The 23,819-nt window shown below is 62.0% G+C and carries 27 protein-coding genes and 1 tRNA gene; 7 read left to right on the plus strand and 21 right to left on the minus strand.

The genetic code is table 11. From position 1 onward, the window contains the following. Nucleotides 1-69 precede the first annotated feature (69 nt). From ACWHXP_RS10225 to plsX, 12 genes are all read right to left on the minus strand, one after another. Nucleotides 70-363, minus strand: coding sequence for a glutaredoxin family protein (locus tag ACWHXP_RS10225; RefSeq protein WP_489625315.1), 294 nt, complete (start codon nucleotides 361-363; stop codon nucleotides 70-72). Nucleotides 364-484: 121 nt separating this feature from the next. Beyond that, on the minus strand, nucleotides 485-1,966 hold the full coding sequence (locus ACWHXP_RS10230; protein WP_489633917.1) for a DegQ family serine endoprotease: 1,482 nt from the start codon (nucleotides 1,964-1,966) through the stop codon (nucleotides 485-487). 14 nt (nucleotides 1,967-1,980) lie between these two features. Next, the gene (locus ACWHXP_RS10235) at nucleotides 1,981-3,027 is read right to left on the minus strand and encodes a MucB/RseB C-terminal domain-containing protein (RefSeq protein ID WP_489633916.1); all 1,047 of its coding nucleotides are present in this window, start codon (nucleotides 3,025-3,027) and stop codon (nucleotides 1,981-1,983) included. 1 nt (nucleotide 3,028) lies between these two features. After that, on the minus strand, nucleotides 3,029-3,721 hold the full coding sequence (locus ACWHXP_RS10240) for a sigma-E factor negative regulatory protein (protein ID WP_489633915.1): 693 nt from the start codon (nucleotides 3,719-3,721) through the stop codon (nucleotides 3,029-3,031). Between the two features lie 76 nt (nucleotides 3,722-3,797). Next, complete coding sequence (rpoE, locus tag ACWHXP_RS10245; protein ID WP_006463502.1) at nucleotides 3,798-4,400, minus strand: RNA polymerase sigma factor RpoE; 603 nt, start codon at nucleotides 4,398-4,400, stop codon at nucleotides 3,798-3,800. A 91-nt stretch (nucleotides 4,401-4,491) separates the two neighbouring features. After that, nucleotides 4,492-4,989 carry a protein YgfX gene (locus ACWHXP_RS10250; RefSeq protein WP_489625312.1) on the minus strand — a complete coding sequence of 166 codons (498 nt, stop codon included), beginning with the start codon at nucleotides 4,987-4,989 and terminating at the stop codon, nucleotides 4,492-4,494. 81 nt (nucleotides 4,990-5,070) lie between these two features. Then, nucleotides 5,071-6,312: a beta-ketoacyl-ACP synthase II gene (gene fabF, locus ACWHXP_RS10255; RefSeq protein WP_039786392.1), complete on the minus strand. Its 1,242-nt coding sequence runs from the start codon at nucleotides 6,310-6,312 to the stop codon at nucleotides 5,071-5,073. Nucleotides 6,313-6,345: 33 nt separating this feature from the next. Continuing rightward, nucleotides 6,346-6,585, minus strand: a complete 240-nt coding sequence (gene acpP, locus ACWHXP_RS10260; protein WP_006463505.1) for an acyl carrier protein — start codon at nucleotides 6,583-6,585, stop codon at nucleotides 6,346-6,348. Nucleotides 6,586-6,748: 163 nt separating this feature from the next. Beyond that, nucleotides 6,749-7,504 (minus strand): 3-oxoacyl-ACP reductase FabG, encoded by a 756-nt coding sequence (gene fabG, locus ACWHXP_RS10265; protein WP_489633914.1) that lies wholly within the window; start codon nucleotides 7,502-7,504, stop codon nucleotides 6,749-6,751. Next, nucleotides 7,501-8,433 (minus strand): ACP S-malonyltransferase, encoded by a 933-nt coding sequence (gene fabD, locus ACWHXP_RS10270; protein WP_134222093.1) that lies wholly within the window; start codon nucleotides 8,431-8,433, stop codon nucleotides 7,501-7,503. The genes fabG and fabD overlap by 4 nt, the downstream gene beginning before the upstream one ends. A gap of 87 nt (nucleotides 8,434-8,520) precedes the next feature. Then, complete coding sequence (locus tag ACWHXP_RS10275) at nucleotides 8,521-9,507, minus strand: beta-ketoacyl-ACP synthase III (protein WP_121039523.1); 987 nt, start codon at nucleotides 9,505-9,507, stop codon at nucleotides 8,521-8,523. A gap of 17 nt (nucleotides 9,508-9,524) precedes the next feature. Then, the gene (gene plsX / locus ACWHXP_RS10280; protein ID WP_489633913.1) at nucleotides 9,525-10,628 is read right to left on the minus strand and encodes a phosphate acyltransferase PlsX; all 1,104 of its coding nucleotides are present in this window, start codon (nucleotides 10,626-10,628) and stop codon (nucleotides 9,525-9,527) included. On the opposite strand from plsX, the gene ACWHXP_RS10285 reads away from it, so the two are divergent. Beyond that, nucleotides 10,600-10,842, plus strand: a complete 243-nt coding sequence (locus ACWHXP_RS10285) for a hypothetical protein (RefSeq protein ID WP_157845740.1) — start codon at nucleotides 10,600-10,602, stop codon at nucleotides 10,840-10,842. The genes plsX and ACWHXP_RS10285 overlap by 29 nt on opposite strands. A 6-nt stretch (nucleotides 10,843-10,848) precedes the next feature. Here ACWHXP_RS10285 and rpmF read toward each other — a convergent pair whose 3' ends face one another. Beyond that, nucleotides 10,849-11,031: a 50S ribosomal protein L32 gene (gene rpmF, locus ACWHXP_RS10290; RefSeq protein WP_006463510.1), complete on the minus strand. Its 183-nt coding sequence runs from the start codon at nucleotides 11,029-11,031 to the stop codon at nucleotides 10,849-10,851. A gap of 113 nt (nucleotides 11,032-11,144) precedes the next feature. Further along, the gene (locus tag ACWHXP_RS10295) at nucleotides 11,145-11,675 is read right to left on the minus strand and encodes a YceD family protein (protein ID WP_121039520.1); all 531 of its coding nucleotides are present in this window, start codon (nucleotides 11,673-11,675) and stop codon (nucleotides 11,145-11,147) included. Between the two features lie 157 nt (nucleotides 11,676-11,832). Between ACWHXP_RS10295 and ACWHXP_RS10300 the strand changes: the two genes are divergently transcribed. Next, entirely contained in the window at nucleotides 11,833-12,471 is a 639-nt protein-coding gene (locus ACWHXP_RS10300) for a Maf-like protein (protein ID WP_489633912.1), read from the plus strand. Here the strand turns inward: ACWHXP_RS10300 and ACWHXP_RS10305 are convergent. The 3 genes from ACWHXP_RS10305 to ACWHXP_RS10315 all read right to left on the minus strand — a co-directional run bounded on the left by ACWHXP_RS10305 (nucleotide 12,465) and on the right by ACWHXP_RS10315 (nucleotide 14,478). Next, nucleotides 12,465-12,683: a DUF1289 domain-containing protein gene (locus tag ACWHXP_RS10305; protein ID WP_034331679.1), complete on the minus strand. Its 219-nt coding sequence runs from the start codon at nucleotides 12,681-12,683 to the stop codon at nucleotides 12,465-12,467. The genes ACWHXP_RS10300 and ACWHXP_RS10305 overlap by 7 nt on opposite strands. A gap of 379 nt (nucleotides 12,684-13,062) precedes the next feature. After that, a complete protein-coding gene (locus ACWHXP_RS10310) occupies nucleotides 13,063-13,191 on the minus strand; it encodes a hypothetical protein (RefSeq protein ID WP_256497641.1) in 129 nt (42 codons plus the stop codon). A gap of 72 nt (nucleotides 13,192-13,263) precedes the next feature. Beyond that, a complete protein-coding gene (locus ACWHXP_RS10315; RefSeq protein WP_489633911.1) occupies nucleotides 13,264-14,478 on the minus strand; it encodes an HPP family protein in 1,215 nt (404 codons plus the stop codon). A 138-nt stretch (nucleotides 14,479-14,616) separates the two neighbouring features. On the opposite strand from ACWHXP_RS10315, the gene ACWHXP_RS10320 reads away from it, so the two are divergent. Both ACWHXP_RS10320 and ACWHXP_RS10325 read left to right on the plus strand, forming a co-directional pair. Then, nucleotides 14,617-15,042, plus strand: coding sequence for a MarR family winged helix-turn-helix transcriptional regulator (locus ACWHXP_RS10320; protein ID WP_121039514.1), 426 nt, complete (start codon nucleotides 14,617-14,619; stop codon nucleotides 15,040-15,042). Nucleotides 15,043-15,143: 101 nt separating this feature from the next. After that, on the plus strand, nucleotides 15,144-16,166 hold the full coding sequence (locus tag ACWHXP_RS10325; RefSeq protein ID WP_121039511.1) for a LacI family DNA-binding transcriptional regulator: 1,023 nt from the start codon (nucleotides 15,144-15,146) through the stop codon (nucleotides 16,164-16,166). Here the strand turns inward: ACWHXP_RS10325 and ACWHXP_RS10330 are convergent, their stop codons facing one another. Together ACWHXP_RS10330 and ACWHXP_RS10335 are read right to left on the minus strand one after the other, a co-directional pair. Further along, the gene (locus ACWHXP_RS10330; RefSeq protein WP_489625306.1) at nucleotides 16,167-17,912 is read right to left on the minus strand and encodes a diguanylate cyclase; all 1,746 of its coding nucleotides are present in this window, start codon (nucleotides 17,910-17,912) and stop codon (nucleotides 16,167-16,169) included. Between the two features lie 321 nt (nucleotides 17,913-18,233). Continuing rightward, nucleotides 18,234-18,323 (minus strand) — tRNA-Ser (locus tag ACWHXP_RS10335). A 275-nt stretch (nucleotides 18,324-18,598) separates the two neighbouring features. On the opposite strand from ACWHXP_RS10335, the gene ACWHXP_RS10340 reads away from it, so the two are divergent. Then, on the plus strand, nucleotides 18,599-20,479 hold the full coding sequence (locus tag ACWHXP_RS10340) for a GGDEF domain-containing protein (RefSeq protein ID WP_134135197.1): 1,881 nt from the start codon (nucleotides 18,599-18,601) through the stop codon (nucleotides 20,477-20,479). A gap of 101 nt (nucleotides 20,480-20,580) precedes the next feature. Here ACWHXP_RS10340 and serS read toward each other — a convergent pair whose 3' ends face one another. Further along, on the minus strand, nucleotides 20,581-21,882 hold the full coding sequence (gene serS, locus ACWHXP_RS10345) for a serine--tRNA ligase (protein ID WP_209569127.1): 1,302 nt from the start codon (nucleotides 21,880-21,882) through the stop codon (nucleotides 20,581-20,583). 174 nt (nucleotides 21,883-22,056) lie between these two features. On the opposite strand from serS, the gene ACWHXP_RS10350 reads away from it, so the two are divergent. Beyond that, nucleotides 22,057-22,680, plus strand: a complete 624-nt coding sequence (locus ACWHXP_RS10350; RefSeq protein ID WP_489633910.1) for an anaphase-promoting protein — start codon at nucleotides 22,057-22,059, stop codon at nucleotides 22,678-22,680. A gap of 5 nt (nucleotides 22,681-22,685) precedes the next feature. On the opposite strand, the gene ACWHXP_RS10355 is transcribed toward ACWHXP_RS10350, so the two are convergent. Next, nucleotides 22,686-23,633 carry a LysR family transcriptional regulator gene (locus ACWHXP_RS10355; RefSeq protein WP_489633909.1) on the minus strand — a complete coding sequence of 316 codons (948 nt, stop codon included), beginning with the start codon at nucleotides 23,631-23,633 and terminating at the stop codon, nucleotides 22,686-22,688. Between ACWHXP_RS10355 and ACWHXP_RS10360 the strand changes: the two genes are divergently transcribed. Beyond that, nucleotides 23,632-23,817 carry a hypothetical protein gene (locus ACWHXP_RS10360; RefSeq protein WP_489633908.1) on the plus strand — a complete coding sequence of 62 codons (186 nt, stop codon included), beginning with the start codon at nucleotides 23,632-23,634 and terminating at the stop codon, nucleotides 23,815-23,817. The genes ACWHXP_RS10355 and ACWHXP_RS10360 overlap by 2 nt on opposite strands. Nucleotides 23,818-23,819: the final 2 nt, after the last annotated feature.

A 23,819-nucleotide genomic window follows, 5' to 3' on the forward strand; every position in this document is an offset into this window, starting at 1 on the left:
AATTCACAGGGACAAGCCCGACTTTCCGGTGCCAGGCCGCGCAGCCGGACCTGGCTGCGACAACACAACTTATTTCATTTCAACAACAAACGTCTGCAGGCGCGCCTTATCCAGATGGTAATGACACAACTCCTGCCACTGGCCATCGCGCCCCTGCCCCATCAACACCGGCACCAGCTCGTCGTAACGCGCCACCAACGCCTCATCGGCGTCCACATCGACCATCTCGATCACGGCCGGGATCTCGCCCAGTGCTTGGCGCAAGGCGTCACGCAGGTCTTCGCACAGGTGGCAGTAGCTGCGCGAATAGATGATGAAGTGCAAGGCTTGCCCTGCGGCTGAGGGCGAAGAAGGGGTGGTCATAGGCTCATATGAAAGTTTCTTCCCTCAGCCCGACGCGAACCAAGGAAAAAGGCTGCGGCCCCAGGGAGCCGCAGCCTTCATGCTGAAGTATCAGGCAATTTTACGGAAAAAGGGCCCGGCCTCAGTTGCCGCCGTTCGGACGCAGCGGCACGAACTGCGAAGAGTCGCCACGGCGCACCAGCACCGCTGCCCGCTTCTTGGCATCGAGCTTGGCCACCAGCTGGCCGAACTGCTTGCTGTCGTTGACATCGACCTCGTTGAGGCGCTGGATGACATCGCCCGGACGGATGCCGGCGGCGGCGGCGGCACCGCTGACGTTTTCCACCAGCACGCCGTTGTCGACCTTCAGCTCCTTCTTCTGCGCATCACTCAGGTCGCTCACCACCAGGCCCAGGGAGTTGGGGGTGTTGTCGGGCTTGGCCTTCTTTTCCTCGGCCTGCTTGGGCTTGTCGGCTTCCAGCTCGACCACGGTCACGCTGACCTCGCGGGCACTGCCCTTGCGCCAGATATTGACGGTGGCCTTGGCACCCGGCTTGGTGGCACCGACCATGCGCGGCAGGTCGCTGGGGCGCTCGATGGCCGCACCGTTGTATTTCAGGATGATGTCGCCTGCCTCAAGGCCCGCCTTGTCAGCCGGGCCACCGGCTTCCACGCGTTGCACCAGCGCGCCTTGCGCGCGGGCCAGGCCCAGCGATTCGGCCACATCCTTGGTCACTTCACCGATCTGTACGCCGATACGGCCGCGCGTGACGCGTCCGCTGGCCTTGAGCTGGTCGGCTACCCGCAGCGCCTCATCAATGGGCACCGCAAAGGAGATCCCCATGAAGCCGCCGGAGCGGCTGTAAATCTGCGAATTGATGCCGACCACTTCACCCTTGAGGTTGATCAGCGGGCCACCCGAGTTGCCCGGGTTGACCGCCACGTCGGTCTGGATCAGCGGCAGATAGTCGCCAGTGTCACGCGCCTTGGCCGAAACGATGCCGGCAGTCACGGTGTTCTCCAGGCCGAAGGGCGAGCCGATGGCCAGCACCCACTCACCGACACGGATCTTGTCGGAGTCGCCCATGTTCAGGCGCGGCAGGTTGCTGCCATCGATCTTGAGCACGGCCACGTCGGTGCGGGTATCCGAACCCACGATCCTGGCCTTGAATTCACGTTTGTCGGTCAGGGTCACGTAGACCTCGCTGGCCCCATCCACCACGTGCGCATTGGTCATGATGAAACCATCGGCCGAGATGATGAAGCCCGAGCCCACGCCACGCGGCACTTCTTCCTGCTGGCCCTGGCCACCCTGCTTGCCATTGCCGCGCGGGGTACCCGGCTGCTGCTGACGCGGGATGGGAATACCGAAGAAGCGGCGGAAGAATTCCTGCATTTCCGGATCATCCATGCCACCACCCTGCCCTTGGGCATTCTGGCGCACGCGCTCGGTAGTACGAATATTCACCACCGCCGGACCGGTGCGCTCGACGATGTCAGCGAAGTCAGGCAGGGCCGCCACCGTGGGCGAAGCCACGGGAGACGCGGCCTGCACGGCCGGTGCTGCAGCAAAGACGGACGCGGCCAGCAAGGCGCCGGCAAGAGTGTTCTTCATGGGAGTCATTGCAACGGTCTCTTTTATTTGGATTTCAGTTCAATGGAATTGGCTACCTGACGGATTGCAGCGGCGGGCACTTCTCCAACGACGGTCAACCAGTAATCGCCCTGGCGTCGGCCCAGGATGTTCATGGCACCCTGTTGTATCGTACCCTCTTCCCGGCCCTGGCTACCCGGCTCGATGAAGACCGAAATGGCCGCCAGCCCGTCGGAAAACACGATCTGCGAGACTTCGCGCTCAGCCGGACGGTTCTGTGCCGGTGCCGCACCCGCTTCACCACTATCGGAAATCACGCGCCGCACCTGCTGGATCTTCCGGAAACCCGGCGGCGGCGTAATTTGCCAGGCCGACAGGTCGGCCGGCACCAGGGCCGCCTTCTCGACGCGCCAGCCGCGCGTGTCCTTGTAAGTGGGGTTGACCCGGGCACGATCAATCCCCCCGATGTCGATCTGGGTAAAGGCGATCTGTTCGATCACCTCGCCGCGGCCATCCAGCGTCTGCACGCGCAAGAGCAGGCCAGTGGCCTGGTCGGCACAGAAACGGTAGCCGTAGCGCAGCTTGTCGCGCGGTGCCAGCACGATGGCCTGGCAGCTGCGGCCGGCCACACGTTCATCGCCATCGGACTGCAGCCGGTAGAAGCGCGCCAGGTCCTCCGGGCGTGCATCGACGATGGCCGGGAAGGTGTCGCGCGTGACCCGTTTTTCCCGGCGCACGATGCGCTGGTCGGGGTCATAGCTGGCCACATCCTCGTTGTCGCGCACGAATTCGCGCGGCTTGCCATCGAGCAGCTCCAGTTTTTCCAGCTCGCTCTTGCCGGCTACCACATGGGTGACCCGCGAGCTGCGCATCTGCGCCGCCTGCTGGTAGACGAAACTGCCTGAGTAATTGAGACGCTGGGCAGCAGATTGCATTTTTTGCAATTGCACCAGCAATGCGGAAGAAGTGTTGGCTTCACTGGCCGCAGTTGTAGAAACGCCATCCGCCGCTTTAGCGGATGGCGTCAAGGAGAACCCCAACAATGTGGCCAGCAAGCACAGTACGCCGTACAGACGCCCCGTCAGATGCATCTTACTTGTCTGCGTCCGAGGAGAAGGCTGCGGAACGGGCGTATTGCGCCGAACTGTAGGAAGGCGAGAAGCGCTGGTGAGCGAACAGGTAGTCGTCGATGCGCGGATCGCGCTTGACTTCACCCTGCTGGGCCAGCGAGCTCAGTTGATTCACGTTCTGCGGATTGCCGTTGGTGTCAGCCACGGTAGCAATGGCCGAAGGCACATTGACCGGAGCCGACGCCACCTGGGCCACCGGGGCAGCCACTTTGGCGTCCGCCGTCACCACCGCTTGCTGCGGCATGGCCACGAACACGGCGGCCACGGCAGCAGCAGCCGCTGCGGCGCTAGGCATCAGGAAACGCACCAGACGGCCTGGACGGCTCGCGCGATGGTCGCCATTGGCAGCCACCACAGCTTGCACCACCGGAGCAGCCGCGGCTGCCTTGACCGGCTCGGCCACTGCGGCCTGCGGGGCAACGATGGTCGGTTCGGCATCGAGCAGCGCGCTCATCTTGGCCGAGAAGCCGGCACTCAGGGAGACATCCATCTCCTCCGAACGCAGCACCTCGCCGATGCGATGGTAATCCTCCCAAGCGTCCTGGGCGTCCTTGGAAGAACGCAGGGCCGCGAAGGCAAGGGTCATTTCTTCAGTGCTCAGCTCACCATCGGCGAGGGCTGAGATCTGTTCTTTGGTCGTTACTTTGGTATCCATGTGCAGTCACCCGGCAAATATCTTAGTTCCATACCCGCTTTATTATTTTCTTTTTGACAACAGGCTTGTGGCCTCATTACCAGCGCTTGTCCGCCGCCGTATCCAGCAGTGGACGCAACTTCTCGGCAATTGCTTCCCGGGCGCGGAAAATACGGCTGCGCACGGTGCCGATCGGACAATTCATCGCATCTGCAATCTCGTCGTAGCTCAACCCCTCGATCTCGCGCAACGTGATGGCAGTACGTAATTCTTCCGGCAATGCCTCCATCGCCACGTTGACCGTCTGAGCAATCTGCTTGGTGGCCAACATCGACTCTGGAGTGTTGATGTCCCTCAGATGGTCTGCGTCGTCAAAAGTTTCAGCTTCTTCAGCATCTGCTTCTGTCGAAGTTGGCGCCCTGCGGCCCATGGTGACCAAATAGTTCTTGGCAGTGTTGATGCCGATGCGGTAAAGCCAGGTATAGAAGGCCGAATCGCCGCGGAATTGCGGCAGCGCACGATATGCCTTGATGAAGGCTTCCTGCACCACGTCTTCGGCTTCGGCCTGGTCGCGCACCAGGCGTGACACCAGGCGCATCAGCTTGCGTTGATACTTGACTACCAATAGCTCGAACGCCTTCTTGTCGCCACGCTGGACGCGCTCAACAAGCTGTTGGTCTATTTCGCGTTCTGTCGTCAAACCGGGTTCCTTGTTTTTTATGGCCGTGTTGTTTTATCGTCATTGCCTCGCGCAGATGCTTCCAGCTCGGCAATTTTCAAGTCTGCCAGCCTTATTTTTCCAGCATCCTTGCCTTGGCCGTATTGTGACTGATCAGCCAGCGGCACGCCACGGAAAGTGCACGGAATGTATCTTCGGAGACGGAATCCGTGAGAATGGGGATGGTTCGGGTCTTGCCATTTTCCAGGCGCAGGCGGAGAAACAGCATGCCCGGCCAGATGGTGCTGCCAGCCAGCAGCTGGGCCAGTCCGGCTTTCATCACCTGCGGCTTGGCGCGCGCCGAGGGCAGCAGGTGCTCTACTACGCGAATCTGCCCGGTGCCGGAAATATGCAGCCAGATCACCTTGCGCGCGCGCAACACCAGCACCATGGCCAGCGCCGCCGCCAGGATGCAGCTCATGGCCAAGAGGATGCGGGCAGTCCAGGACAACGCACCCGGCAGGCCAAACACCAGCACTACGCCGATCAAGGCCACGCACAGCGACGCAAAGGCAGTCACCAGGAGGAGCAAGCGGGAAGGTTTGATATCCGCAGACACTGCGATCGACATGGGTTGCCCGGGCGGAAAGTGCGCAATGTGCGCCATTAAAACGACAAACCCGGCTTCCGTAAGGAAGCCGGGTCTTGCATTTTACATCTTGCCGATGACCAGGGTACCGTTGGTGCCGCCGAACCCGAAGGAGTTCTTGACGGCAATATCGATCTTCATGTCCCGCGCTTGGTTGGCGCAGTAATCCAGATCGCACTCCGGATCCTGGTTGAAGATGTTCATCGTCGGCGGCGACACCTGATTGTGCACTGCCAGCACGGTCAACACCGTTTCCAGGCCACCGGCACCACCCAGAAGGTGACCGGTCATGGATTTGGTCGAATTGACAACCATCTTGTAAGCATGGTCGCCGAATGCGGCCTTGATCGCGTCGGATTCGTTCTTGTCGCCCAAGGGGGTCGACGTACCGTGCGCGTTCAGGTACTGCACTTCATCCGGATTGACGCCGGCATCGCGCAGTGCATTGAGCACGCAGCGGCGCGGACCATCCAGGTTGGGCGCAGTCATGTGGTAGGCATCGCCACTCATGCCGAAGCCGAGCAGTTCTGCATAGATCTTGGCGCCACGGGCCTTGGCGTGTTCGTACTCTTCGAGCACCATCACGCCGGCACCCTCGCCCAGCACGAAGCCGTCGCGATCCTTGTCCCAGGGGCGGGACGCAGTCGCGGGATCGTCGTTGCGGGTCGACAGTGCGCGCGCCGAAGCGAAGCCACCGATACCCAGCGGCGAAACGCTGGATTCAGCGCCGCCGGCCACCATCACATCCGCATCGCCGTACATGATCATGCGTGCGGCAGAGCCGATGCAATGCAGGCCGGTGGTGCAGGCGGTGACGATCGCCAGGTTGGGGCCCTTCAGACCGAACTTGATGGACAAGTTGCCCGAGATCATGTTGATGATCGAGGCCGGAATGAAGAAGGGGCTGATGCGGCGCGGACCACGGTTGGTCAGTTCGGCGTGGGTTTCTTCGATCAGCGGCAAGCCGCCGATGCCCGAACCGATCATGACGCCAATGCGCTCGGCATTCTCATCGGTCACCGTCAATCCACTGTCCTGGATGGCCTGGATACCGGCGGCCATACCGAAGTGGATGAAGGTATCCATATGACGCGCCTCCTTGGCGGGGATGTAATCCTCGATATTGAAGCCCTTGACTTCACCGGCGAAGTGCGTGGTGAAGGGGGTTGCGTCGAACTTGGTGACGGTAGCGATGCCGGACTTGCCTTCCTTGATGGCACTCCACGTATCGGCGACGTTGTTGCCGACAGGCGAGATGCATCCCAGGCCGGTAATGACTACACGACGTTCACGAGTGCGGCTCAAGCAATTCTCCTGAAACTTTGACCAAAGCCCTTATCAGGCCTTGACTTGCGACTTTGCGTAGTCGATCGCCTGTTGCACGGTGGTGATCTTTTCAGCTTGTTCGTCGGGGATTTCCATTTCGAACTCATCTTCCAGTGCCATGACCAGCTCGACGGTGTCCAGCGAGTCGGCGCCCAGGTCGTCCACGAACGACGATTCGTTCTTGATGTCGGCTTCGGCGACGCCCAGTTGCTCAGCGACGATCTTCTTCACGCGTTGTTCGATATCGGACATAGTGTTCCTCCAGAGGGATGATAGGTTACAAAAGTGCGCGCATTTTAGCAGGTTTGCGCGCGGAAAATTTACTTTTAACTATTCCTGGCAAGATTGTGCCAAGTCCAGCTTAACTGCAAACAAAAGTCGTCAAAAGGACTTGAATCAAGCCCCCAAGACTTACTTAACCCATGTACATGCCGCCATTGACATTGAGCGTCGTGCCGGTGATGTAGGCCGCTTGCGGCGAGGCCAGGAAGGCCACCGCATAGGCGATCTCCTCAGCCGCACCCAGGCGTCCCAGCGGAATCTGCTGCAGGATGGCGGCGGACTGCTGCTCGTTCAGCGCCTTGGTCATGTCGGTATCGATGAAGCCGGGCGCCACGCAATTGACGGTGATGTTGCGGCTGCCGATCTCACGCGCCAGCGCGCGGCTCATGCCGGCCACGCCGGCCTTGGCAGCGGCATAGTTCATCTGGCCGGGATTGCCGGCCTCGCCCACCACCGAGGTGATGTTGATGATGCGGCCGCTACGGGCCTTCATCATGCCACGCAGCACGGCGCGCGAAAGGCGGCCGACGGCGGTCAGGTTGGTGGCGATCACGCTGTCCCACTCCTCGTCCTTCATGCGCATGGCCAGTTGGTCCTGGGTGATGCCGGCATTGTTGACCAGGATGGAGAGCGCGCCGAATTCCTTCTGCACCCGCTCCACCAGCGCCACGCTGGCTTCGGCATCATTGACATTGAGCACCGCACCACGGCCGGCTTCCGGACCCAGCGCCGCCAGGTATTCGGTGATGGCGGCAGCACCCGACTCCGAGGTCGCCGTACCGACCACCTTGGCACCCTGTCGGGCCAGTTCGGTGGCGATGGCACGGCCGATGCCGCGCGAAGCGCCGGTCACCAGGACGACCTGGCCTTGCAGATTCAATGCACTCATTTCAGCAACTCCAATACTTTGTTCAGGGATTCCTGGTCGACGATCGCTTCACCCACCAGGTCACCATTGATGCGCTTGGTCAGGCCGGTCAGCACCTTGCCCGGACCGCATTCGATCAGGTGCGTGACGCCGTCGTCGCCCATCTTCTGCACCGTCTCGACCCAGCGTACCGGCGCAGCCGCCTGGCGCACCAGGGCATCCTTGATGGCAGCCGGATCGTTGACCACGGCCACATCGACGTTGTTGATCAGCGGGATCTGCGGCGCGGCGAAGGCGACGTTGGCCAGATAGGCTTGCAGGCGATCCGAAGCCGGCTTGAGCAGCGAGGAGTGGAACGGCGCCGACACCGGCAGCGGCAGCGCGCGCTTGGCACCCTTGGCCTTGGCGATGTCGCAGGCACGGCCGACAGCGGCCTTGTGGCCGGCGATCACGACTTGTGCGGGGGCATTGAAGTTGACAGCCTCGACCACTTCACCTTGCGCCGCTTCGGCGCAGGCAGCACGCACGTCTTCATCAGACAGACCGAGAATGGCGGCCATACCACCCTGCCCGACCGGCACCGCTTCCTGCATGGCTTGCGCGCGGAAGCGCACCAGCGGTACCGCATCCTTGAAGGCGATCACGCCGGCGGCGACCAGTGCCGAATATTCGCCCAGGCTGTGGCCGGCGACGAGCGCCGGTGCCTTGCCGCCTGCAGCCAGCCAGGCGCGATAGAAGGCCACGGCAGCCGTCAGCATGACGGGCTGGGTGTTGGTGGTCAGGTCCAGGTCTTCCTTGGGACCTTCAGCGATGAGCTTGCCCAGGTCGAACTGCAGGGCATCGGAAGCTTCTGCGACGGTCTGGCGGACGACTTCATTGTCGGCGAAACCATTGAGCATCCCGATGGCCTGCGAACCCTGGCCCGGGAAGACGAAAGCGAATGTTGTCATGCTTGGAAGTAGATAATTTGGATGAAAATGCAGGAAATCGAAGAGATCAGTGAACGAAAGGACTGCCGCAGCAGCCCCCTGCCCGCTTTACATGCGCGCCAGCACGGCGCCCCAGGTGAAGCCACCGCCGACGCCTTCCATCATGACGGTATGACCCGGCCGGATGCGGCCATCGCGCACCGCCTGGTCCAGCGCCAAGGGAATCGAGGCTGCGGAAGTATTGCCGTGCTCGGCCACCGTGACGACCATCTTTTCCAGCGGCAGCCCCATCTTCTTGGCCGTGCCCTGCATGATGCGGATATTGGCCTGGTGCGGCACCAGCCAATCCACCTCGGTGGATTGCATCTTGGCCGCTTCCAGCGCTTCGCGCGCCACCTTGTCCAGCAAGGAAACGGCCAGCTTGAAGACCGCCGGGCCATCCATGTAAAGGTAGGCGCTGCCAGCGACGGCGCCGTTGTTGACGCTGCCCGGCACGCACAGGATGTGACCGTGGCTGCCATCGGCGTGCAGCTTGGTCGCCAGCACGCCCGGCTCCTGCGAGGCGCTCATGACGACGGCACCGGCACCATCGCCGAAGAGCACACAGGTGGTGCGATCCTTGAAATCCAGAATGCGCGAGAACACTTCGGCACCAATGACCAGAACGTTCTTGTGGGCACCGGATTTGATGAAGCTGTCCGCCACCGACATGGCGTAGACAAAGCCGCTGCAGACGGCCTGCACATCCATGGCCGGCGCACCATTGGTGATGCCCAGCTTGCGCTGGACCACACAGGCTGTGCTCGGGAAACCACCCAGGTGATCCGGAGTGGAGGTGGCCATGATGATCAGATCGATGTCATTGGCCTGCATGCCCGCCGCTTCCAGGGCGCGCTGCGCCGCTTGCAGGGCGAGATCACTGGAAAGCTGACCCGGCTCGGCATAGTGGCGCGCGGAGATGCCGCTGCGTGTGACGATCCACTCGTCCGAGGTCTCGATGCCCTGCTCGGCCAGCTGTGCGGCCAGCTCATGGTTGGTGACGCGCTTGGCCGGCAGGTAGCTGCCGGTGCCAACGATTTTGCTGTAAGTGGTCATGCCGTCTTCTTGCTCTGTTAGTTCGGTTGATCCAGCGAGACCGGCGCCGGCTCGATAGCCTTGGCAGCGGCCTCGGCCGTGCGCCCCTGCTCCTGGGGCATCAGCTCCGCCATGCTGGCGGCAATACGGGCGAGCACATCATACTTGGCCGCATCATACGCGCGGCGGATGGCCCATTCGAAAGCGTACACATCGGCACCGCCGTGGCTCTTGAAGACCAGGCCCTTCAGGCCCAGCAAGCTGGCGCCATTGTAGCGGGAAGGATTGAGGCGGCGCGACAGCGCCTTGATGGCACCATAGGCGATCAGGGCACCAAGCTTGTTGATGATGCCCTTCTTGAATTCGCTGGTGAGCACCTGCTTGACGAAGCGCCCCAGGCCTTCTGAAGCCTTCAGGGTGACGTTGCCCACGAAACCGTCGCACACCACCAGGTCGGTCGTGCCTTCGAAGATGTCGTTGCCCTCCACGTTGCCGTAGAAGTTGAGGATACCCTTCTCATGATCGGCCCGCAGCAGGGCGGCAGTCGCCTTGACCAGCTCGTTGCCCTTCATGTCCTCTTCACCCACATTCAACAGGCCCACGGTCGGCTTGGCCTTGCCTTCCATGACCGCGACCAGGGCCGAGCCCATGAGTGCAAATTGATGTAAATGCTGTGGCTCGCAGTCGACGTTGGCGCCGAGGTCGAGCATGTAGGTGGGGCCATCCTTCTGATTGGGGAGGATGGTGCAGATGGCCGGACGATCCACGCCCGGCAGGGTCTTCAACACATAGCGCGAGACCGCCATGAGGGCACCGGTATTGCCGGCCGAGACGGCGGCGTGGGCCTGCCCCTCCTTGACCAGGGTCACGGCCACGCGCAGCGAAGAATCCTTCTTGCGACGCAGGGCGACCTCGATCGGGTCGTCCATGGTCACCACTTCGGAGGCATTGTGGATGCGGATGCGGATGCGGGCTTCGCCGGCCAGCTTGTATTTCTTCAGCAGCGGCTGCAGCACGGCTTCCTGGCCGACCAGGATCAGCTCTGCATCAGGTTGGCGCTTGAGGAAGGAGGCAGCGGCCGGGAGCGTGACTGACGGGCCATGATCGCCACCCATGCAGTCGATTGAAATTTTGATGGTCATCGATTTGATTCAAAGCCTTGCCAGCCCACATTATGAGGCAGATTGCAAAGCCTTCAAAATGGCACACTCGGACAGCGCGCCAGATGAAGCTTCACGCAAGCAGGCAGGCAGGTCCGCTGACGGATGTCGCGGACATAAAAAAGCGGCGCAAAATGAACCTCCTGAAACAGAAGCTCATTGCGCCGCTTTTCTCCAAAAACAGCAAGCTCAATGAATGAGATTACTCGTCGTTCTTGGTCTTCAGCACCTTGCGACCACGGTAGAAACCGTTGGGGCTGATGTGGTGACGCAGGTGGGTTTCACCAGTCGTCGGCTCCACAGCCAGCGGGGGTGCAGTCAGAAAGTCGTGTGCACGATGCATACCGCGCTTGGACGGGGTCTTTTTGTTCTGTTGAACGGCCATGATTACTCCTAAACCTTACTTAAGATTGAAAATTTTAACACATCGGATCGGTGTTTCTCCAACCCCGCTGTGCCGCTGCCCGGCCTTTGCCAGACATTCCCCAACAATACTTGTTACTGCTTCAACTTCTTCAGTACCTCAAACGGGGAAGCCCGTTCAGCACCTTTGGCCTCGGCCGCCACGCTACCGTCAGGACAGACGTCATGCTTGGGTGCCACCGGCAGGGCCAGCAGCGCATCGTCCTCAATCAGGTAGTTCACGTCGAAGGCTGCCGAACCGACGATGACATCGATCTCGTCATCATCCAGCAGTTCTTCGATGGTGTCGGCTTGCGCCTCATCTTTTGCCAATACCAGCAGCGACTTCGAATCAATCTCGAAATTCAATGCCGTCAGGCAACGCTGACAGATCAGATTAACTGCACCCGACACTGCCAGACTGAGTTGAGCATGTCCCAGCTTGTCGATATCGCCGGACAGAGCCCAGTGAATCGTGCCGGAACGGTCAACCGTCTCTTGCGCCAGACGACCTAATTCAGCAACCGGAATCTCACCCTGCGCCTGCTGTTTCAGCCTGCAGAATTCGAACGCGTCGATAACAAATGCATTCATAGCCAAAGCAGAATCCGGAAAACCTGCGATCATAACAGAAAATTTCCTTACCAGTCAAAGCCTTAGCGCCTTGCTTGCGAAATTCTCGCGAAAAATGGCTTCATCGGAGGAAGCACTCTCACTTTTGTGGCGAATTTCCGCCAAAATCCGGGTTTTATTGTTTCAGCACGGCGCGTGGCGCGCCTTCACCATGACACAACACCGCACCGATTCCACCCTGCCCCGCCTGATCCTCGGCTCCAGCTCCGTCTATCGCAAGGAATTGCTGGGTCGCCTCGGCCTGCCTTTCGAGACCATGGCCCCGGACATCGACGAAACCCCGCAACCCGGCGAAAACCCGGAAGCCACGGCCTTGCGACTGGCGCGCGAGAAAGCCGCCGCCATTGCCGCCCGGGTCGGCCCTGCCCTGGTGATCGGCTCGGACCAGGTCGCCACGCTGGACGGCCTGCAGATCGGCAAACCCGGCAATCACACCAATGCCTTGAAGCAATTGCAGCTGATGCGCGGGCGCGAAGTGATCTTCCATACGGCGCTGTGCCTGTGGGATGGCCGCCAAAGCAATGCCGCCGCCGCTGCGCAGGTCCGCAATGTACAGACCGTGGTGCGCTTCCGCGACCTGGAAGATGCCGAACTCGATGCCTACCTGCGTATCGAGCAACCCTATGACTGTGCCGGCAGCGCCAAGAACGAGGGCCTGGGCATCGCCATCCTGGAGAGCATTCGCAGCGACGATCCCACCGCTCTCACCGGCCTGCCGCTGATCGCCTTGACCGGCATGCTGCGCCGGGCCGGCGTTCCATTTTTCAGCGCCGGCCGCGCGGCTCAGTAATTACGGCGCGGATAGCCTTCGGCCAGGATGCGCTGCCACACCACTTCGCGCTGATCCTTGTCCATGAAGACCCATTGCGCCACTTCATCGACGGTTCGGCCGCAGCCGCGGCAGACATCGTCAAAGGTGGTGGAGCACACGGCCACGCAAGGCGTGTCGGGGCGCTCGGGTGCGGACGGAACGGCGGACTGCGAAGAAGAGCTGGAAGACATTGAGTGAATCTGAATGAGGAAGATGAAGCATTGCGCAAGCGGCCCGCCCTGATCCCAACGGAATACGGACAAAAACCTTCACTTGGCCAACAACGCGATACTTCGCATCTTACCAAGAACCGAAGGCAAGCTCTCCCTGCTGATCGAAGGGATATGAAGAGTTCATCACCCCCGAACCAAACCGACAGGCAAAAAAAAGCCCGCGACCAAGAGGTGCGGGCTTGAATCCAATTTCTTAAGGAGATTGGAGGAGACAGGTGCAACTATAGCGATGCACCCCGGCCGAGTCTGCTTTATTGTGGCAATAGCAGATATTCACATTCCTCATATCTGCCGTCAGAACCGCGCCACAACAAGCATCCGCCGCACCATCCGGCGTTCACCCCATCCGCAAATCACCCTGCACCGCCGACGTCATCGGCTTGGGCGGATTGCCGCCCTTGCGGTCACAGGCTTGCAATGACAATAACAGAGCGATCCCCAGCAAAATCAGCGCATTCGTTCTCATCACAGTCTCCCGGAATGAATTCCCTTGCAAAGAATGCCACCTTCCGCCCGCCCTGCCCGTCTGTCAAGCCGATCAGGCGGCGCTACGCAGGCTGCTCACCGCGCCGACTACCGGTAGCGTGCGGGTGGCCGCGAGGTTTTTCTCATAGAGGGCCGCGATCATATCCGACTGCGTCAGCATGCCGGCCAGCTTGCCATCGGCCTGCACCACCGGAATCTGGTGCAAGCCATCGGCCATGCGCGGCACCAGTTCCAGCACCGGCGTATCGACCTGGGCGGTAATGACCGGGCGGCTCATGATCTGGCCGACCACTTCCGGCTTGTCCGAATGCGTGAACGGCACCCGGTGCAGCAGGCGGCGCAACTGCGCGGCCAGGCCCGTATGCACTTCCACGCCGGCATGCTCCAGAAAATCCGTACGACTGACGATCCCGATGACATGCCGCCCGCGATCGAGCACCGGCAAGGCCCGCAACCGGTGCTGCCGCAACAGATGCCAGGCCTCGTCCAGGCCAGTGGCGAATTCCACCGCGACCACATCGCGCGACATCACCGCGGCGCACAGAGTCTGGCCGAAGCGGCGGTGATAGGCCCGCATTTCGGTTTGCAGGAAGATTTCTTCAAGATCGTCGCGGCCGATGTCGAGCACCTGATTGAAATCCTTCAGGACTGCGTCCAGATCTTCATGCGAGAACCCCAGCCGCGTGATCGGCAATTCATCCCGGGTCTGGTGCGGATGGGGTGCGGCGCTGTGCTGGGCATGCGGGTAGCGGCGTCCGGTGGCGTTGTTGTAGAACAGCGCGGCCGCCAGCAGCAGCGCCGAGTTGAGCAGCACCGGCGAAAGCACGAAGGCATAGCCCATGTCATGCACCACCGGCCCGCCCAGCACCGCCGTCAAGGCCACCGCCCCGCTGGGCGGGTGGATGCAGCGCAGCAGGAACATGCCGCCAATGGCCAGCGCGATGGCCAGCGCCGCCGCCAGGGCCGGCTCCTGCACCAGCTTCGCGCAGCTCACCCCGATGAGCGCCGCGCAGAGGTTGCCGCCCAGGATGGACCAGGGCTGGGCCAGCGGACTGGAAGGCACCGCAAACAGCAACACGGCAGACGCCCCCATGGGCGCGATCAGCCAGATGGTGCGCGCCTCATGCGGCAGCAGCGCATAGCTGGTCAGGCCGACCAGCAGGATGCCGAACAGACTGCCAGCGCAAGCGCGCATGCGCTCGAAGCGATCGACATTGGTCTTGGCAGGAATAAAATTTTTCAACCACAGCAAGATAGAATCGGGCATATCCCTTCCGTGACGACGGGTCTTCAACACGGCACGCGGCGTGACAGCGCCCGCGCCAAAGCCACAATTACATCACAAGATGATATATATGTCCCGTTTGCCCCTCTCCCTTTTACTTCACAGCGAAGGTGCATTCCGATGAATGCCACGCCCCGCCTGCAAAAAGACGATTTCGAAGCCCTGTCGGAATTTCGCTACCAGCTGCGCCGTTTCCTGCGCTTCTCGGAGGATGCCGCCCAGAGCGAAGGCCTGACGCCCCTGCAATACCTGCTCATGCTGCACATCAAGGGCTATCCCGGCCGCGAGTGGGCCAGCATCAGCGAGCTGGCCGAGCGCCTGCAGGCCCAGCACCACGGCGTCGTGGCCCTGGTCACGCGCTGCGTGAAAGCCGGCCTGGTCACGCGCACCCCGGACGACCGCGACAAGCGCCTGGTCCAGGTGCGCCTGACCGAACTGGGCGAGCAATACCTGCATCGCCTGGCGCAATTGCATCGCAATGAGTTGCACTCATTGTCGGGCGTATTCCAGGTATCGCACATCTCGGCCTTCAACGACCGCGACTGAACGCGGCCACCCATCTTGCAGCAACTGTCTTGTGGATGTCCGCAAGACCCGCCGGGGCCAGCTGCTGTTATGCTTGCGACAACTTCTCTCCAGCCTTTCCCATGACCCGCAAAACCGATCCTGCCGCAGCACCTACCCGCGCCATCACCAAGGAAGACGTGGCGCGTGCTGCGGGGGTATCGCATATCACGGTCTCGCGGGTCATCAATACGCCGGAAAAGGTGTCCCCCGCCACGCGCGAACGGGTCGAATCCTTCATCAGCAGCATGGGCTATATCCCCAACATGCTGGCCGGCGGCCTGGCGTCGCGGCGCACGCGCATCGTGGCGGCCATCGTGCCGACCATCAGCCATTCGATCTTTGCCGAGACCGTGCGCGGACTGTCCGAGCAACTGAGCCTGCAGGGCTACCAGTTGCTGCTGGGGCAAACCAATTATTCGGAAGACGCGGAAACCGGCCTGGTGGAAGCTTTCATCGGCCGCCGGGTGGATGGCCTGGTGCTGACCGGCGTACAACATTCGGCGCGCACGCGCCAGCGCCTCAAGGCGGCCGGCATTCCGGTAGTGGAAACCTGGGACATGAGCCCGCAGCCCATCGACATGCTGGTCGGCTTCGACAACCATGCGGCCGGGCAGGCCATGGGGGAGTATCTGGTGCGCAAGGGCTATCGCCGCATGGCCTTCGTGGGCGGGGATGATCCGCGCGGCCTGGCGCGCTTTGCCGGGATGCGGGAGGCGCTGCTGGCGCAGGGCGCGCCGGAGCCGGTGCATCTGGTGGTGCCGGTAGGCAGCTTCCTGCAGGCCGGACGCGAGACCATCTGCCGCCTGTTGGCGCTGCAGCCGGACATCGAGGCCGCCTTCTTCAGCAATGACGTCATGGCCGCCGGAGCAGCCCTGGAATGCGCACGGCGAGGCATCGCGGTGCCAAAGCGCATCGCCCTGGCCGGATTCGCCAATCTGGAGATCGCCACGGAAGTCCTGCCCGCCCTCACCACGGTGCAGATCAGCGCACACCAGATCGGCGTCACGGCAGCGGAGATGCTGCTCACCCGCTTCGACAGCCAGCCGGTCGCGCAAGCGGTGTGCGATCTGGGCTATTCCATCCTGGAACGCGACAGCGCCTGATCAGGGCTCTTCCAGCTCATCCCCGGCCAGCTCGACCCGATTGCGCCCCAGCCGCTTGGCGCGGTAGAGCGCGATGTCGGCGCGCTTGGTCAGCTTGTCCAGCGCCTCGCCTCCGGCCAGCGTAGCCACGCCGAAACTGGCCGTCACATTGATACGGCGATCCCCTTCGGTCTCGAACACGCGCTCTTCCAGCGCCGCCCGCAGCTTGTCAGCCACGGCGGCGGCCTGCGCCAGATCGGATTCGGGCAGCAGGATGATGAATTCTTCGCCGCCATAACGCGCCAGCACATCCACCTTGCGCAGCAGCTGCGCCACACACTGGCTCACGCCGATCAGGATGGCGTCGCCGGCCTGGTGACCATAGCTGTCGTTGATGCGCTTGAAATGATCGATGTCGAACAGCACCACCGAGACCGCCCGCCCATAGCGTTGCGCCACACCCAGCTGCTGATCGGCATGGGTGTAGAAGGCGCGGCGGTTCAATACGCCGGTCAAAAAATCGGTATTGGATGAGGTCTGCAATTGCGTGATCAGCGCCTCGCGCTCCTTGGCCAGACTGTTGCGCTCGCGCATGCGCTGCTTGAGCACGCGCAGCGCACGCATCATCGCGCCGATCTCATCCTGATGGCGCGCCTCGGGGATTTCCTGCTCCAGCTTGCCGTCCACCAGACCCGACACCAGATCGGTCGCCTGCACCAGCGGACGCACCACACGCCGCCCGATCAGCACCACCAGCATCTGGAAGAAGAGGCAAGCCACCAGCGTCAGGCTCACCACCAGAATCAACAGGTTGCGGGCCCGCGTATTGTGGCGCTCCGCCTGCTCCAGCAGATCATCGAGCAGCAGATCGCGCAGATCGGTGACGGAGGCCATCGAGGGCACATAGAACTTGAAGAGATCGGAGGGCGTGACCCCGAAGTCACCGGATTTCAGCCCTATCTGCAGCAGGAAATCGAGGAACTGGAAGCCACTGTCGAAATATTCCTTCTCCACCCGCTCCAGGGCCGCGGCAAATTCCGGCGCGCGACTGTAACTGCCCAACTGGCCGGCGATGAAGTTGCGCAACAACTCGATGCGGCCATAGAGGCGTCCGATTTCAATGACTTCATCCTGGGTCAGCTGACGATGCGCAATCAGTGGGGCGACGAAACGCGACCCGACCTGCCCGGCATACTCCCGCAGGCTGGCAACCGCGCGCACGGCCGAGAGGCCATCACGCAGCAAGGGATCGGCGCGGTCAGCCTCATTGCTCAGATCACTCACCACGCGCACCATCAACGGCATCAGATCGACCATGCTGCTGACGGCCGAGACCACCAGCACGTCGCTGCGATCCTGCGGCGCCAGGCGCGCCACCCGGTCAACATTGGCGCGCGCCGGACCCAAGCCTTGCTGGACCAGCCGCACCTTGTCCATGGCCCACGACTGCCGCAGCCTGGCATCCGCCTCCAGCGCAGCGCGCAATTGGCTCAGGGCGGCATCGCTCTGGGCGCGGGCATTGGCCAGCCTGGCCTGCAGCTCCGGCGGCAGCGAGGCACTGGCCCCCATGACGGCGTTGGCCGGACCACGTTCGGCGGAAATCTTTTCCATCGCCAGCAGCGCCAGGCGCAGCTTGCGCAAGGCAGGCACGCTGTTGGCACCGCTGCGGTAGGTGTTCCACTCCGTCCAGACCAGGGCCACCGCAAACGCCAGGAACAGCGCCAGCAAGGCGACCGAGATCAGCCGGAACAGACGATTCAGGGACATGATGAGCCCGCCATGGAAAGCAAACGCAGATGCATGAGACGAATATATCAAGCCGCAGCCAAGGGTGGCGCGGCGACTTCGCGAGCGGGAAGAAATTTGTCCGGACTATCGCGGCGATGCCACGAAACCGGCAGGAACCCTCCCAGTACATGGGACGGCTCTGGCGCAACGCCGATGTTCTCCCCCTCGAAAAACATCCGGTGACCAGTCAATGATTTGCCGCCGACCGCACTCCCTCCAGCGCGGAACCGACGGACAAAAAAATAAGGCCCTGACAAAATCAGAGCCTTATCTCTACAGCTTCACAACACTTGAGCCAACTGGCGGAGAGGGTGGGATTCGAACCCACGGTACGGGAAACCGTACGCCTGATTTCGAGTCAGGTACATTCGACCACTCTGCCACCTCTCCGGTCAACTTCGGTCGTTTCACTGCGTGGTGCAGCGAAGACAGCGACTATAGCAGAACTATTTTCAGAGTGGAACTATTTTTTGAAAAATATTCAAAAAACTTATCTCCTCGTCATTGCATCTCCCGCCGGACAGACTAGCAGAAGCAAAGTTCACACATAAAACCATCAAGCTGAATTGCTTATCATCATCTTGTCATAAATCACTTCTAGGATCCGTAAACTATTTTGCGATGCATTGCCGTTCTTTGACTCTCTCGAATCCGGATTCAGCCAGATGGCTCCCCTCTCCAATCCAATCTTTCCGCTCGGCGCCGAAGTCGTCGATCTGATCGCCCGCGCCTCCGGTGCGGCGCTGCGCGGCGCCGACGATCCGATGTTGTCATTGCTGCATGAGATCATTGCTCAACGCAAGCTGTCGGCGCTGTTCCAGCCCATCGTGCGCATGCGCAACGGCGAGATCCTGGGATATGAAGGTTTGATCCGCGGCCCCTCCAATACCCCGCTGCATTCGCCGCTGGCGCTGTTCAAGGTGGCACGCGCGCACAACCTGTCGGTACAGATGGAATATCTGTGCCGCCACATCGTGATGACCCGCTTCGCGCAACTGGGCTTGCCGGGCAATCTGTTTCTGAACGTGTCGCCGGGGGCACTGATGCAGCCGGAGGCGATCCAGGGCGAGACCTTGCGCTATCTGGAAAAGCTGGGCGTCAATCCGCAGCGCATCATCATCGAACTGACCGAGAACGAGCCGACCTACGACTATGCCCTGCTGCGCAATGCGGCCATGCATTACCGCGACATGGGCTTCCAGATCGCCATCGACGATCTGGGTGAAGGTTTCTCCAGCCTGCGCCTGTGGTCGGAGCTGCAGCCGGAATATGTCAAGGTCGACATGCACTTCGTGCAAGGCATCAACCATGATCCGATGAAGCTGCAGTTCGTGCGCTCGATCCAGGAGATTGCCGAAAAGTCCGGCTCCATCGTCATCGCCGAAGGCATCGAATCCCAAGCCGAACTGCTGACTATCCGCGACCTCGGCATTGCCTGCGGCCAGGGCTATCACATCTCGCGTCCGCTGCCGGAGCCGCCGGTCTCGATCTCGGACGATGTCACCAAAACCCTGCGGCGCGACAAGGTCCCGCTGGCCGCCAACAAGTATGGCCCCGGCAAGCGCAGCGCCACCGTCGCCAAGCTGCTGCGCGAGACCCAGTACGTCAGTCCGGAAGTGACCAACGATGCGGCCTACGACATGTTCGTCAACGATCCGCAGCTGCAGGCCCTGCCGGTGGTCAGCAATGGCTTGCCGATCGGGCTCATCAACCGCTACAGCATGGTGGAGCGCTTTGCCCGCCTGTACGGCCGCGAACTGTATGGCAAGAAGTCCTGCGCCTTCTTCATGGACCCCAATCCCATCCTGACCGAGCAGGACACCAGCCTGCAGGACCTCTCCAACCTGCTGGTGCATGCCGAATCGCACCATCTCTCCAACGGCTTCATCATCACCGACCGTGGCCAGTACGTGGGGCTGGGCACTGGCCACGACCTGCTGCGCGAGATCACGCAGATGCAGATCGACGCTGCCCGCCATGCCAATCCGCTGACGCAGTTGCCGGGCAACGTGCCCATCAACGATCACATCGAATACCTGCTGCAAAGCGGGGTGGAATTCTGCATCTGCTATTGCGACCTCGATCAGTTCAAACCCTTCAACGATGTCTACGGCTATCGCAAGGGCGATGACATGATCCAGGCCACCGGCCGCGTGCTGCAGCAGGCCTGCGACCCCAACCTGGACTTCATCGGCCACATCGGCGGGGACGATTTCCTCATCCTGTTCCAGAGCGAGGATTGGGAAAAGCGCTGCCGCACCATCCTCGATACCTTCGAAGCCGAGACCCGCGCCTTCTACTACGACGAAGACGTGCAGCGCAATGGCTACTACACCGAGGATCGCCAGGGCAACCGGGTGTTCCACCCGCTGGTCTCGCTGTCGCTGGGCTCGGTGAAGATCGAACCCTCGCAATACTCCTCACCGCACCAGATCGCCTCGGCCGCCACCCGCGCCAAGAAGGAAGCCAAGAAGATCCAGGGCAACAGCCTCTTCATCGAGCGCCGCATCCCGACCACCTTCTCCTGGGCGCTCAAGGACGCTTAGCCAGCCTCCTCACGAAAACGTTTTCTCGCCCGGTGCGACGCTAAAAAAACGGCTGCCTCTTGCGAGGCAGCCGTCTTCATTTGGCGCTCTGGAAAACTGAATCAGACGCCCGGCACCAGCTTGGTCACGCCGCCCATGTAGGGCTGCAGCACCTCGGGGATTTCCACGCTGCCATCGGCCTGCTGGTAGTTTTCCAGCACGGCTACCAGGGTGCGCCCCACGGCCAGGCCCGAACCGTTCAGGGTATGCAGCAGTTCGGGCTTGCCCTGGGCATTGCGGAAGCGGGCCTGCATGCGGCGCGCCTGGAAGGCTTCACAGTTGGAGACCGAGGAGATCTCGCGATAGGTGTTCTGCGCCGGCAGCCAGACTTCGATGTCATAGGTCTTGGCCGCACCAAAGCCCATGTCGCCGGTGCACAGGGTGATGACGCGATACGGCAGTCCAAGCTTTTTGAGGATGGTCTCGGCGTGGCCCAGCATCTCGTCCAGGGCTTCGTAGGATTTCTCCGGATGGACGATCTGCACCATTTCCACCTTGTCGAACTGGTGCTGGCGGATCATGCCGCGCGTATCGCGGCCATAGGAACCGGCTTCCGAGCGGAAGCACGGCGAGTGCGCCGTAAACTTCATCGGCAGCGCGTCGCCTGCGACGATTTCATCGCGCACGAAGTTGGTCAGCGGCACTTCGGCCGTGGGGATCAGGTACAGTGCGGCGTTTTCGGCTTCGCCTTCCTGGCCGCCCTTCTTGGCCGCGAACAGGTCCGCCTCAAACTTGGGCAGCTGGCCGGTGCCGCGCAGGCTGTCGGCGTTGACGATGTAGGGGGTGTAGCACTCGGTGTAGCCATGCTCCATGGTGTGGGTGTTGAGCATGAACTGCGCCAGCGCGCGATGCAGTCGGGCGATGCCGCCCTTGAGTACGGCGAAGCGCGAACCGGTCAGCTTGGTGGCGGTATCGAAGTCCAGGCCCAGGGGCGCGCCAACGTCGACGTGATCCTTGATCTCGAAGTCGAAGCTGCGGGGCGTGCCGACCTTGCGCAGCTCGACGTTGCCGCTTTCGTCATTGCCGGCGGGCACGGACTCGTGCGGCAGGTTGGGCACGGCCTGCAGGAACAGGGTCATCTGCTGCTGCACTTCTTCCAGACGGGTGGCGGAGGCCTTCAACTCGTCGCCGATGCCATTGACTTCGGCCATCACTGCGGAAGCGTCTTCACCTTTGCCCTTGAGCATGCCGATCTGCTTGGACAGCGAATTGCGCTTGCCCTGCAGTTCTTCGGTACGGGTCTGGATCTGCTTGCGCTCGGCTTCCAGCGCATTGAAGCCGGCCACGTCCAGGACGAACTTGCGGGCCGCCAGGCGGGCTGCGACGTTCTCGATGTCTTTACGGAGGAGTTGAATGTCGATCATGGGAAGAAATTACGATAGGGTTGATGCTCGAAACCGCGATTGTACCAAGTCACGCGCCCGCCACGGGCCTCCCGTGCGCCCTGCCCGCAATAAAATCCGGCCGCAGCGGTAGCCGCCACCGCCCATGCGGGTTACCATGCGGCCCATCGCATCCCTCATGAGACCCGTTTGCCCATGTCCGTCCAGCCCGAATCCCGCCCGCCGCGCGAAGTCCCCGTCCTGTTTTCCCTGCTGGGCCTGGTCGCCGCCCTGGCCGTGGGCTTGTGGGCCGGCATCCACTACATGTCCAACGAGGCCAGCCTGTTCTACGGGCTGATCGCCGGGCTTTCCTTCGGTGCCACCTTCGCCTTCGGCCAGCAGATCAAGAACCGCCTGGTGCCGCCCAAGGTCCGCAAGACTGACTGGAAAGTGCAGGCACCGGGCGCTGCCGAGCTGTCGCCCACGCGGGTGGCGGCCCAGCAGGCACGCAAGATCAGCGTGGAATTCGACGATGAAGAAATTCGCACCATGGTGCGCGGGGCCAAGCGCGAAGGCATCGCCTGGAGTGCAGTCGATGACGTTACCATCCGCATCAGCGACGATGCCCTGCCGCAACCGCAATGGATCCTGGCCGGCAAGAGCGCCGAGGGCATCAAGGGCGTGCTGGTCCCCAATGACGCCGATGGCCTGGAATCCTTGATGGAAGCCATGAAGACGCGCCTGCCCGGCTACGATGATGACAAGAACTACGAGACCGTGATCGCCGCCATGTCCGCCATGGAAGGCAGCTTCCACATCTGGCACCGCCCTGCAGCCTGATCCCTTCAGCGTACCGGCTTGGCGCCCGGTGCCAGGGCCGGCTCCTGCGCCAGCCGCTGCGCCAGAAACTGCACGAAAGCGCTCAGTCGCGGCGGCAGATGGCGCGTAGCCGGATACAGCGCCCACAGCTCGCCGCAATAGCGCGTTTTGAAACTCCACTGGGGCAGCACCTGCACCAGCCTCCCCTCCTCCAATGCCGGCCTGGCGACGAAATACGGCAGGCTGGCAATGCCCAGATGCCGCAGCGTGGCATCGAGCCGCACCCCGGTATGGTTGGCCGCATACCTTCCCCGCACTTCGACATTGACGGTCTTGCCTTGCCGGCGAAAGCGCCAGCGTGCATCCGCCGGTGATTCGCCGAGGTAGATGCAGCTGTGCTCCTTCAAGGCCTGCGGGTGCGCAGGCGCCCCGTGCTGCTGCAGGTAGTGCGGCGTGGCGCACAGCAGATGGTCGATGCGCATCAGGCGGCGGCCCATCAGGCCTGGGGGCGGCTGGTCGGTGATGCGGATGGCCAGGTCGACCTGATCGTCGATGAGGTCCATGTAGCGGTCTTCCAGCCGCAACAGCACGTCCACCTTGGGATGGGCGGCCAGGAAATCCGGCATATGCGGATGCACCAGCGCATGGCCGACCGCCTTGGGCACGCTCACCCTCACCTGCCCTTGCGGCTCGGCATCGAAGGCAGCGGAGACGGCCAGCACGGCCTGCGCGGCATTGAGCATGTCGCGGCAGCGGGCGTGGATTTCCTCGCCACTCGCGCTCAGGCGCAGCTTGCGGGTGGTCCGCTGGAGGAGTTGCGTACCCAGCGCCTTTTCCAGGCGGGCGATGGCGCGGCTGGTGGCCGAGGGCGTGGCGCCCAGCTGGCGTGCGGCTTCGGAGAAACTGCCCGTCTCCACCACCTTGGCGAAGACGGCCATTTCGTTCAGGAGGGCAATGCTTTGATTTGTGCTCATGATGCAAAGATCCTTTGCGTCGATGCCGGATTATCGCAACTTCGTGCGGCCGCTACAATGCACGACACTCGCAGCAAGCCACATTGAAAGCCTCGCCATGACTGAACGCCTCTACCTGACCGACCGCGCCTTGCGCGCCGACATCCACGTGCTGAACTGCACCCCGCAGGACGATGGCCGCTAAGC

The sequence above is a fragment of the Herbaspirillum sp. Her2 genome (assembly GCF_057961375.1).